The 12,120-nt window shown below is 49.8% G+C and carries 8 protein-coding genes; 1 reads left to right on the top strand and 7 read right to left on the bottom strand.

Features of this window, described 5'->3' with window-relative positions; genetic code table 11:
- Positions 1-51: 51 nt before the first annotated feature.
- The 4 genes from ABD028_RS04085 to ppsA all read right to left on the bottom strand — a co-directional run bounded on the left by ABD028_RS04085 (position 52) and on the right by ppsA (position 7,873).
- Positions 52-2,166, bottom strand: a complete 2,115-nt coding sequence (locus ABD028_RS04085; RefSeq protein WP_425542080.1) for a YgiQ family radical SAM protein — start codon at positions 2,164-2,166, stop codon at positions 52-54.
- A gap of 182 nt (positions 2,167-2,348) precedes the next feature.
- Positions 2,349-4,112, bottom strand: coding sequence for a C4-dicarboxylic acid transporter DauA (dauA, locus tag ABD028_RS04090; protein ID WP_343842085.1), 1,764 nt, complete (start codon positions 4,110-4,112; stop codon positions 2,349-2,351).
- A 150-nt stretch (positions 4,113-4,262) separates the two neighbouring features.
- Complete coding sequence (locus tag ABD028_RS04095; RefSeq protein ID WP_343842087.1) at positions 4,263-5,210, bottom strand: hypothetical protein; 948 nt, start codon at positions 5,208-5,210, stop codon at positions 4,263-4,265.
- Between the two features lie 287 nt (positions 5,211-5,497).
- Complete coding sequence (gene ppsA / locus ABD028_RS04100) at positions 5,498-7,873, bottom strand: phosphoenolpyruvate synthase (protein WP_343842089.1); 2,376 nt, start codon at positions 7,871-7,873, stop codon at positions 5,498-5,500.
- Positions 7,874-8,033: 160 nt separating this feature from the next.
- On the opposite strand from ppsA, the gene ppsR reads away from it, so the two are divergent.
- A complete protein-coding gene (gene ppsR, locus ABD028_RS04105; protein WP_102796836.1) occupies positions 8,034-8,846 on the top strand; it encodes a posphoenolpyruvate synthetase regulatory kinase/phosphorylase PpsR in 813 nt (270 codons plus the stop codon).
- A gap of 125 nt (positions 8,847-8,971) precedes the next feature.
- Here ppsR and ABD028_RS04110 read toward each other — a convergent pair whose 3' ends face one another.
- The 3 genes from ABD028_RS04110 to ABD028_RS04120 all read right to left on the bottom strand — a co-directional run bounded on the left by ABD028_RS04110 (position 8,972) and on the right by ABD028_RS04120 (position 12,110).
- Positions 8,972-10,318 carry a class II 3-deoxy-7-phosphoheptulonate synthase gene (locus tag ABD028_RS04110; protein WP_102797082.1) on the bottom strand — a complete coding sequence of 449 codons (1,347 nt, stop codon included), beginning with the start codon at positions 10,316-10,318 and terminating at the stop codon, positions 8,972-8,974.
- A 114-nt stretch (positions 10,319-10,432) separates the two neighbouring features.
- The gene (locus ABD028_RS04115) at positions 10,433-11,170 is read right to left on the bottom strand and encodes an ATP-binding cassette domain-containing protein (protein WP_343842096.1); all 738 of its coding nucleotides are present in this window, start codon (positions 11,168-11,170) and stop codon (positions 10,433-10,435) included.
- A gap of 1 nt (position 11,171) precedes the next feature.
- Positions 11,172-12,110, bottom strand: coding sequence for a FecCD family ABC transporter permease (locus tag ABD028_RS04120; protein ID WP_343842100.1), 939 nt, complete (start codon positions 12,108-12,110; stop codon positions 11,172-11,174).
- Positions 12,111-12,120: the final 10 nt, after the last annotated feature.

A 12,120-nucleotide genomic window follows, 5' to 3' on the forward strand; every position in this document is an offset into this window, starting at 1 on the left:
TACCCGACAAAGTAAAAAGCGCCCGCAGGCGCCTTTTGACATATTTGATACTCAGCGTTGGCGGCTGCGCTGTCCTTCACGTCCATTCGCTTGCTTGCTTTTTGGTTTGCTACCCGATTTTTTCCATTTTGGCTGTGGCGGCAAGCCGGTATGTTTGGTCAGCGCACGTTGGCCGTCTTTGCTCGGTTTTTGCTGACGTTCTTGCGCCGATTCCGGTGGTACCAGATGCTGCGGTCCACGCCCGATAAGATCTTCCCGCCCCATTTTTTTCAGAGCGTCACGGATTTGCGCAAAGTTCTTCGGGTCGTGATAACGCAGCATGGCTTTATGCAGACGACGATGGATCTCACCTTTTGCCGACACCACCTGTTCGCTGTCCTTGCTGACCTTTTTCAGCGAGTTCACACCACTGTGATACATAGTGGTGGCACTGGCCATTGGTGATGGATAGAAGTTCTGCACCTGATCCAAGCGGAAGCGGTTCTCCTTCAGCCAGATTGCCAGCGCCAGCATATCTTCATCGCTGGTACCCGGATGCGACGCAATAAAATACGGGATCAGGTACTGCTTCTTGCCTGCTTCTGACGAATACTTGTCAAACAGCTCTTTAAAGCGGTAATAGCTGCCCATACCCGGCTTCATCATTTTTGACAACGGTCCATCTTCGGTATGCTCCGGGGCAATTTTCAAATAGCCACCTACATGGTGCAGTGCCAGTTCCTTAACGTATTCCGGATCTTCCACCGCTAAGTCGTAACGTACGCCAGAGGCAATCAGGATTTTCTTAATGCCTTTGAGGTTTCTGGCCCGCCGATACAAATTAATGGTCGGTGCGTGGTTGGTGTCCATATGTGCACATATGGACGGGTAAACGCAGGATGGGCGCCGACAGGTTGCTTCGGCTTTAGGGCTTTTACACCGCAGCCGGTACATATTGGCAGTGGGGCCGCCAAGATCTGAGATCACACCGGTAAAACCGGGAACTTTATCGCGAATATCTTCGATCTCACGAATAATGGAATCTTCAGAGCGGCTTTGGATAATGCGCCCTTCATGCTCGGTAATGGAGCAGAACGAACAACCGCCATAGCATCCGCGCATAATATTGATAGAAAAGCGGATCATATCGTAGGCAGGAATTTTCGCATCCGCATAGACCGGATGTGGTACCCGCTGATAAGGCAGATCAAACACTGCGTCCATCTCTTCGGTTTCAAGTGGCATAGCCGGGGGATTGATCCAGATATGACGATCACCGTGGCGCTGCAACAAAGCCCTGGCACACCCCGGGTTGACTTCCTGATGTAACACCCTCGAAGCATGGGCATACAGGGTTTTATTGTCTCGTACTACTTCAAAAGCCGGCAGTTTGACATAGACTTTTTCCCAGGGCTTACGTCTGTTATCCGGCTGAATGACGATGGGTTTGGCCTGAACCGGCTGAATGTTGACGCCATCATCGCTTACCTCGACATTAGATTTTTGCGAGTCACAGTCGGGCTCAATCTGATAAGGGCTGTGAATAGGGTCAATTTTCCCCGGTGTATCCAGGTGGGTAGAGTCAACCCCTTGCCACTCGGGCAGGGCCTGCTTAACGATAATCGCTGTGCCTCTGACATCCTGAATATCGTCAATATTTTCCCCCGCCGCCAGGCGGTGGGTAACTTCCACTAATGGGCGCTCGGCATTGCCGTACATTAGCAGATCGGCTTTGGCATCAAACAGAATGCTGCGACGCACCTTCTCTGACCAATAATCATAATGGGCAATCCGGCGTAAACTGGCTTCAATGCCGCCAATAATAATAGGGACATCTTTGTAGGCTTCACGGCAGCGCTGCGAATAGACTGTCACGGCTCGATCCGGGCGCTTACCGCCAACATTGCCTGGTGTATAGGCATCGTCGTGGCGCAGTTTTTTATCTGCCGTATAGCGGTTGATCATGGAGTCCATATTGCCGGCGGTCACACCGAAATACAGATTAGGTTTGCCCAGTGCCATAAACGGCTCCTTACTGGTCCAGTCCGGCTGAGCAATGATGCCAACCCGGAAACCATGGGACTCCAGCACCCTGCCTATCACCGCCATACCGAAGCTGGGATGATCCACATAGGCATCGCCGGTGACCAGAATAATATCGCAGCTATCCCAGCCAAGCTCATCCATTTCAGCCCGACTCATCGGTAAAAACGGCGCGGTGCCATAGCAATGCGCCCAGTATTTAGGGTAAGAGAACAGCGAGCGTTCGGCTTTGATGGTGGCTTGAACTGACAATGGGCACTACCGGTTGAAAAAAAGCGCGGCATTATACCGCAAATTATAAATTCATCTGCGGAATTTTTAACCAGTTATATTTTGTTTAACTCTGGCAACGCCGAATCCATCCGTTTTATGTCTGCCAGATTGTCCAGCGCATCCGCCAGGCTGGAATAAAAGGTCAACACACCAGCAATGGGTTTCACCCCTGCTTTCGCCAACGCCCTTAACGGCTGAAACTGTAAGTCGGCAATATAGATCTGGGTTTGTTTGCGCTGACACTGGCTGATGAGCTTATTCAGGGCAGCCAATCCGCCAGCATCCAGTATCGTCACACCGTCCAGATACAGTACAAAGCCTTTATGGTCTTCACAAAGCGTGGAGAGCTCGGCAAAAATGCGATCGGCGGCAGCAAAAAACAGTGGGCCGTTAATTTTAAATACCGACCAGCCATCCGGCAGTGGTGAGTTGACCAGCCTTTTACTCTGCGTGATATCGGTGATTTTGGTCATTTCAGCAATGTCTTTGACAAACAACATGGCGGCCAACAGGATCCCGGCCGTAATAGCGATCACCATGTCCAGCGCCACGGTCAATAAAAAGCAGGTCAGAAATACCCATATATCCGCACGAGGGGCGGTTTTAACAAGGTGAATTGCCTTATGTGCTTCGCTCATATTCCAGGCCACTACCAATAATAAGGCTGCCATCGCCGCCATGGGGACAAAGTTAAGTAAGTCTGTCAGCATCAACAGCGCAGCGAATACCGTAGCGGAATGAAACATCGCCGACAGCGGTGAAACGGCACCGGCTCGTACATTCGCCGCTGAACGTGCCAATGCCGCGGTCGCCGTAATGCCACCAAAAAAGGGCACAATCATGTTGCCTATGCCCTGCCCTAACAACTCACTATTGGCACTATGACGCTGACCACTCATGCCATCCAGCACCACGGCACATAGTAAGGATTCGATTGCGCCTAACATGGCGATGGCAAAGGCTGCCGGCAACAGGCTTCTTACTAACTGCCAATCAAATGTTAATGCCTGCCAAACCTTATCAGCATGCTGCCAGGGCCACTGAAATGTTGGAATAGCCGCAGGGATCCCCATTCCCACCGTACCGTCAGCCAGTGCGTAACTAAAGCGACTACCGATAGTATCAGTGGCAAAACCGGCCTGATGCATGGCAAAGGCAAGGACACTGGCAACCACCAATGCCGGCAGATGGCCAGGCAACGGCAGGCGCAAACGCGGCCAGACTATCATAATAAACAAGGTGACAGCGGCTACCAACAAGCTGGGCCAGTGCACATCCGGTAAGGCTGTTACCAGCACCGGGATCTTATGGATAAATTCGTCCGGTAAGGACGCAAGTGGTAAGCCCAACACATCCTTAACTTGTAAAATGGCAATCACCAGTGCAATTCCGCAGGTGAACCCCAATACCACTGACTCGGGAATATATTCGATAAATCGCCCTAACCTCAGTATTGCCATCATTACCAGTATGACCCCGGCAACAAAGGTGGTCAGCAGTAGTCCCACCAAACCATACTGGCTGGTAATAGGAACAAGTAACACAATGAAAGCGGCGGTTGGGCCGGAAATACTCAGTCTGGAGCCGCCACAAAGGGCAATCACAAAACCGCCGATTATTGCTGTATATAAGCCATGCTGCGGTGCCACACCACTGGCAATGGCCAATGCCATGGCCAGCGGTATGGCGATAATACCAACACTCAGACCGGCCAACAGATCCTTGCGTAACTGTAAAAGGTTATATTCACCACTTAAGCAAGTTTCACGAAAGGCATGGGCGATACGTAATGAAAACAAGTGCACCCGATAAGGCATACGACTTCCCGGTAACAATCAAAGGCTGTACAGGTGCAGCGTGCTAATAAAGCGCTATAGTTGGAATTGACAGGTTATGAGCAGATTTCAAAAGGTGAAACTGCACAAAACATTATGCCAACCTTTCGTGCACAATATTGCTGCATGACACTACAACAATTTGACGGCCTTCAACGCATTTGTCAACGCCACTTCCCGGCCCTCCTCAGGCCAGCCGATCAATTGTGACACCAGTTTTCCATCATAAAAAAAATAAAACACAGGGGTATTCCACAATTGAATTTCGGGCCACTGGTCTTTGTTGTAAATATAATGCAGTTTAATTGGTGCAATTTCTTTGTTTGCAGCATGATAGCTTTCAATATGTAAGTAGTCCCCAGGCGGAGAGACAAAGGTTGCGAAACGTGAAAATATCGCTTTATACATTTCTCTGTTTGGAGCATTTAACCAGGAAAGAAAGCGCTTTGATGGTGAACACATAGGAGAGCTCACAACCACTACATGCCCGTTCGGGCCAAATTCAAATTTTCGATACAAAATGGACTGACGATTGTCATCTAACTCTAGGAACCCTCTTTCTGCGCTGATATTTTTTATCAGAGGTAAGGTTTCAGTGAATTGTAACTCGGGGTAACGCTTTTCCAGTTGGCGTGCTTCAGTGATAGCACGTCCCCTTATATAAGCTTTGTGAAGGGATGTCAGCAAATTAGATACAATGTCGCCCCTGCGCTGCCTGGCGAGAACAATCAACTCCATGGCCTTAACAAGCCTTGGATCCTGATAGTAAAAATTGACATGACGAATTAAATCAAAAATATCATATAGGTCTGCTGAGGATAATGCCTCAAGGTCGTAACTAACCAATTGTTTATTCAGACATTCTTCCAGAAAATTCTTGTAGATTTCACTGCGCTTATCGCCAATAAAATGATTGCCATTTACGGAATAGTAATACTCAGTATCCAAGTAACTTAGTTTTTCAATTTCAGCCCTGGCTTCACTAAGCTTATGGATGTCTAAAGTCTGACCACAGGTAAAATGTTCTGATGCACTAGCAACCCCAGCAACAATCAAAAGTCCAATAAATAATGTTTTCAAAAGCCAATCCTTGACACTTAAACAATGACGGCAGCGAGGTAAAAATTCCGCGACCTTTACTTAACTGTGGGTTTGAGCAACTTTCAGCTAATGAGCTGAATATGAACGAAAGCGGGGTGACAAACTTAAATACAGGTTGCATAAAACCTTCCTTGTTGATGTTTAATTCCATTCCTCTACTTCCATTACTGAGGAAATGTCACTGTGGCATATTATTTTTAAATGTCAAAAAAAAGCCGCAATCGTCAGATTGCGGCTTTTTTCAGAATATCAGCAGAACAGTGAGATTATATTCCGTGCTTTTCACCCAAATACAGCCATGTGTCCACCACGGTATCAGGGTTCAATGACACGCTATCAATACCTTGTTCAACCAACCAGGCAGCCAGGTCTTCATGGTCCGACGGCCCCTGGCCACAAATACCCACGTATTTGCCACGGGCTTTTGCCGCTTTTATGGCCATCGCCAGCAAGGCTTTCACCGCTTCGTTACGCTCATCGAACAAATGTGCAATCAGACCGGAGTCGCGATCCAATCCCAGGGTTAACTGAGTCAGATCGTTGGAGCCGATAGAGAAGCCATCAAAGATATCCAGGAACTTGTCTGCCAGCAGGGCATTGGATGGCAGTTCACACATCATAATCACCCGCAGGCCATTTTCCCCTTGTTTCAGACCCTGCTCAGCCAGAAGCTCAATCACCTTGCGGCCTTCTTCCAGGGTACGGACAAACGGAATCATCACTTCCACATTGGTCAGATCCATCTGATTGCGCACCCGTTTAATGGCTTCACATTCCAGTGCGAAACATTCACGGAAATCTTCAGATACATAACGGCTGGCACCACGGAAGCCCAGCATAGGGTTCTCTTCGTGCGGCTCATACTGATAACCGCCCACCAGGTTAAAGTACTCGTTAGACTTAAAGTCTGACATACGTACAATCACTTTCTCTGGCGAGAAGGCCGCAGCGATAGTGGAAATACCTTCAACCAACTTCTGAATATAGAATTCACGGGGTGACTCGTAACCCGCCATCATTTCATCGATTTCGGTTTTGACCTCATCGGGCTGGGATGCATAGTTAAGCAACGCCTTAGGGTGCACACCGATCATGCGGTTAATGATAAATTCCAGCCTGGCCAGCCCGACACCGGCGTGCGGCAAACGGCCAAAGTCGAAAGCCCGATCCGGGTTGCCTACGTTCATCATGATTTTCAGTGGCAAATCGGGCATGGCATCAATACGGGAAGTCACCACATCAAACTCCAGCACATCGCCATAGATGTAGCCGGTATCGCCTTCTGCGCAGGACACCGTGACCTTATCACCGGTTTGAATGCTGTCGGTGGCATTACCACAGCCGACCACGGCCGGAATACCCAGTTCACGGGCAATGATGGCTGCGTGACAGGTACGACCGCCACGGTTAGTGACAATGGCGGAAGCCTTTTTCATAATCGGCTCCCAGTCCGGATCGGTCATATCCGTCACCAACACGTCCCCTGGCTGAATCTTGTCCATTTCTTCAATGGATGCCAGTACTTTAGCCACACCGCTACCTATCTTATGACCAATGGCGCGGCCTTCACACACCACATTGGCCTTGCCTTTGAGGTGGAAGCGTTCAATGGTTTGTGCATCTTCACGGCTACGTACTGTCTCAGGACGGGCCTGAACGATATACAGCTTGCCGTCTACACCATCTTTGGCCCATTCAATATCCATGGGGCGCTTGTAATGCTGTTCAATAATCTGAGCTTGTTTAGCCAGTTCCATAACTTCGGTGTCGTTCAAGGAGAAACGATGGCTGTCACTGTGCTCCACATCAACAATCTCTACTTGCTTGCCGTGGCCCATGTCGGTGGAATAGATCATCTTCTTAAGCTTGCTACCCAGGTTACGACGCACCACGGCAGGCTTGCCTTTATCCAGGGTTGGTTTGTGCACATAGAATTCGTCCGGGTTGACAGCCCCCTGCACCACCATCTCACCCAGGCCATAAGAGGAGGTAATAAACACCACATCTTCAAAGCCGGATTCAGTATCAATGGTGAACATTACGCCAGAGGAGGCACAGTCGGAGCGTACCATGCGCTGAATACCCGCAGACAATGCCACGCCTTTGTGGTCATAGCCCTGGTGCACCCGGTAGGAAATGGCACGGTCATTAAACAATGACGCAAATACATGTTTGATAGCCGTCATCACGGCGTCCAGCCCTTTGACATTCAGAAAGGTTTCCTGCTGACCGGCAAACGACGCATCGGGCATATCTTCGGCGGTAGCGGAAGAGCGCACCGCAAACGACGCTTCACCACCGGCCTCCTGCTCAAGTTGTTCAAACGCGGCCTTGATGGCGTCTTCCAACTCTGCCTGGAACGGTGTGTCAATAATCCACTGGCGGATTTCACTACCGGTTCTGGCCAGTGCGTTAACATCATCCACATCCAAGGCATCCAGAACGTCATGAATGCGTTGATTCAGCCCACTTTGTTCCAGAAATTCGTTAAAGGCGTCTGCTGTTGTCGCAAAGCCCCCTGGGACCATCACACCGGCATTGGCCAGGTTGGAAATCATTTCTCCTAAAGAGGCATTTTTGCCCCCTACCCGTTCCACATCATGCATGCCTAACTGCTGATACCACAAAACGTATTTCTGCACCGCGAATGCCTCCGAATTAGCATGTTTTTCAAATCGCCCCAATCCCTTAAGTAATTTGGGCTGCTGGCTTTTTTCGCAGAGGATTTTAGAATGTCGGTAATAAAAAAGTAAAACTTTATTTATTTTCGTAATAAATTTACGACATTGTTAAGGAGTTGTTGTGCGCACCGCATTTTATATTTCCGATGGCACTGCCATTACCTCTGAGGTGTTCGGCCACGCCTTACTCTCGCTGTTCCCTGTAGAATTCAACCATATCACCATACCTTTCGTGGAAACTTCTGAGCAGGCAGAGAAAGTAAATAGCAAGATTGCCAAGATTTTCAAGGAAACAGGTGAAAGACCTTTGGTGTTTTATACCATCGTCAATCTCGACGTGCGGGAAATCATTTCCAATTCGGTCGGGATTAATTACAACTTTCTCGACCAATTTGTCGCTCCTTTGGAGAAAGTGTTGGGCATTCCGGCTAAGCCAGAAAAACACCGCACTCACAGTATCCATGAAAAAACCTACGATATTCGCATCGAAGCAGTTAACTACGCGCTGGCAAATGACGACGGCGCTAACCTGGATAACTATGGAGAAGCGGATATCATCCTGGTCGGGGTATCCCGCTCGGGCAAGACACCCACCAGCCTTTATCTGGCGCTGCAATACGGCATTAAAGCTGCTAACTATCCATTTACTGAAGATGATATGGGCGACATGCTTAAACTGCCGGCCAGGCTCAGGCATTTTAAAAGTAAATTATTTGGGCTGACCATTGCGCCAGAACGCTTGCATCAGATTCGCTCTGAGCGCCGCGCTAATAGCCGCTATGCGTCTATGCGCCAATGCAGAATGGAATTAAGGGAAGTAGAAAACCTGTATCGCCGGGAGTCGATTCCGTTTCTGAACAGTACCAAGTTTTCGGTGGAGGAAATTTCGGCCAAAATTCTGGCCGAAACGGGCTTACAGCGTAAGAAATACTAAAGCATGTGATGAGTGAACTTTGGTGCTGGAGGTGTCGGACTTAAGTCCGACCCACCACAGGCGGTAACACAAGCTAACAACAGATGGCTGGTCGCCAATTGTTAAACTGTGCAGCACCTATCTCGTCACACATCCTTCTTCAGGTGATCTGCCACTAAAAATGCCAGTTCAAGTACCTGGTCGGCATTCAAACGCGGGTCGCACTGAGTCTGATAACACTGTCCTAAGTCGGCCTCGCCAATGCCATAAGCACCACCTACGCATTCGGTAACATGCTGGCCGGTCATTTCCAGGTGGATGCCACCGGCATGCGTTCCTTCGGCGCGGTGCGCCTGGAAGAAGTGTTGAATCTCCCTGAAGATATCGTCAAAGTTACGGGTCTTATAACCGCTGGAAGCCTTAACGGTGTTACCATGCATAGGATCTGAGCTCCATACCACATGACGGCCTTCCTGTTTGACCCTACGCAGCAACGCCGGCAGTTTATCACCCAGATTATTGGCCCCCATACGAGTAATCAGGGTTAAACGCCCGGCTTCATTTTTCGGGTTTAACGCATCAATTAAGCGAATCAGCTCATCGTCCTGCATGGAAGGCCCGATTTTCACGCCGATGGGATTATGAATACCGCGGAAGAACTCAACATGAGCGTGATCCAACTGGCGGGTGCGCTCACCAATCCACAGCATGTGTGCGGAGCAGTTATACCACTTGCCGGTCAGAGTATCATTGCGGGTCAGGGCCTGCTCATAGTTAAGCAGCAGTGCCTCATGTGAGGTAAACAATGAGGTTTCGTGTAATTCACGATGATTAGCCGAATTGATGCCGATGACTTCCATAAAGGACAAGGCATCCTGAATGCGTCGGGTCATCTCCTGGTAACGTTCTTTTTGCGGATTGTTTTCCAGAAACGCCATATTCCAACGCTGAATCTGATGCAGATCAGCCAAACCACCCTGTGCAAATGCACGCAGCAAGTTTAATGTCGCAGCGGAGCGATGGTACGCTTCAATCATGCGCTCTGGATTGGGCTGGCGCGACGCTTCGGTAAACTCAAAACTATTGATAATGTCGCCACGGTAACTCGGCAGAGATACGCCATCAATGGTCTCAAAATTATCAGAACGCGGTTTGGCATATTGACCCGCCATGCGTGCCACTTTGGTGACCGGGCAGCGACCCGCAAAGGTCAGGACAATGGCCATCTGCAAGATAACTTTGAAGGTATCACGTATTTTGGGTGCGTTGAATTCATCAAAAGATTCCGCGCAATCGCCACCTTGCAGTAAAAAACCTTTACCTTGGGCAACCTCTCCCAACTGTCTAAACAACTCACGCGTCTCGGCTGCAAACACCAGCGGCGGGTATTTGGCCAGGCGTTTCTCTGCATCTTCTAGCTGTTGTTTATTTTCATAGGTGGGCTGCTGCAGAATCGGCAGCTGGCGCCAACTATCGGGTTGCCATTGTGTCACTGAGTTTCCTTTTTTGCTTTGCACCATGTGGCGCGGAATTGCGCCCATTTCGCAACCCTGAAACTTACGAGTTATGAAAGAAAATTTCAATGATCAATTAGACTATAAAAGCGATTACAGGTAGGTTTGTATTAGTCTATTTTGTTCTGAGTCTGTACAGATTCGTATACCGCACTGAAAAATCTGTGTCAGTGTGGTTTCATTCAAGACATCTTGCTGACTACCATCGGCAACCAGCCGCCCTTCAGACATCAGCCAAATGCGATGGCCGTACATCTGCGCCAGATTTAACTGATGATGGCTAACAACCAGCATATTGCCCATGTCAGCCAGTGTCACCAGCAGTTGGCAAAGCCGGTGCTGATGTGCAAAATCCAGGCCCTGCACGGGTTCATCCATCAGTATCAGCGCCCGTCCGGATGTGATGGCCGGCCAGAGTTGCATTAGGGTACGACAGATCTGCACCCGGCGCTGTTCCCCGCCAGAGAGGGTATTCAGTGGCCTCGATAAAAACTGCCGGATTTCAAGCGCTTGTTCCAACAGCTCAGGAATACCAAGCTGCGGTGCATAAAAAGTCAGGCACTCTTTAACCGACAGCGCAAAAGCGGTTTGCAGATTTTGCTCCATCAGAGTACGTACACCGGCCAGCGCTGGCGGCGAGTAGTCGCCAAGGTATCGACCATTTAACCGCACCTGACCAACCTGCGGTTGCAGAATACCGGCCAGAACCATCAGCAGCGTGGACTTCCCAGCGCCATTCGGCCCCAGCAGATGAACAAACCGCCCCGCTGGCATTACCAGTTCAATGTCCTTAAGACGCTTCGACAACTGCAGTTGCGTGGCTTCCAGCATGTCAGTTTTTCGCCAGTCTGATGACAGAATAAAGAAATACCGGACCACCTAAGGTGGCAGTCAGCATCGATACTGGCACCGCCACACCGCCAAATGCGCCGGATACCCACACCACCATCAACAGCAGTATGGCCCCGGTCATGGCCGATGCCGGCAAGATAAAGCGATTGTCATGACCAAACAGATTTCTCAATAAATGGGGTACCAACAAACCGATAAAAGCTATCGAACCGGCCAGTGATACCGCGATTCCCACCAGTAACGCGCTAATCAGTAACATGCGGGGGTAAAAGGCTTTCACATCCAACCCGGCCACTTGCGCGGCCTGCCCACCAAAATACAGCCAGTTCAGTGCCTGTCCTTGCATCATCGCATAGCCAATCAGTCCGCATACCGGCAGCAGGGTCAAGCTGATCAAAAGCAGATCTGCCTGATGCAGACTGCCCAGCAACCAAAAAGTCAGGTTTCGAAGTGACTGTGCATCCGCCAGAAAATACAACCAGGCAATCACTCCCCCCCCTAGCGTGGAAATCGCAATACCGGCCAGAATAACGCCGGCACCGGAGTCCAGCCCTAAACGCCGGGCAATGGCATGAATTAAAAAGGTCGACAGCAAAGCGCCCAGAAAGCTGAACAGCGGCAGCCCATAACTGGCAAAACCGGCCAGTGACGCTCCGCCCAGCAATAAGTAAATGGCCGCGAATAGACTGGCCCCACTGGTAATACCAATCAGACCAGGATCCGCCAGGGGATTTCTAAGCATTACCTGCAAAAGCGCCGAACTGACGGCCAGACTGGCTCCCACCAAGATTGCACTGCCAACCAAAGGGAGCCGCAACTGCCAGAGGATCTGCTGATCAATCTGTGCATCAAGCTGCAGGCCTTTCACAGCGATACCGACGGACAGCGCTATCATGACCAACAGTAGCGCGACTAACATCCTGCGATCT

This window comes from Bowmanella denitrificans (assembly GCF_039522935.1).
In the GTDB taxonomy this organism is placed as follows: domain Bacteria; phylum Pseudomonadota; class Gammaproteobacteria; order Enterobacterales; family Alteromonadaceae; genus Bowmanella; species Bowmanella denitrificans.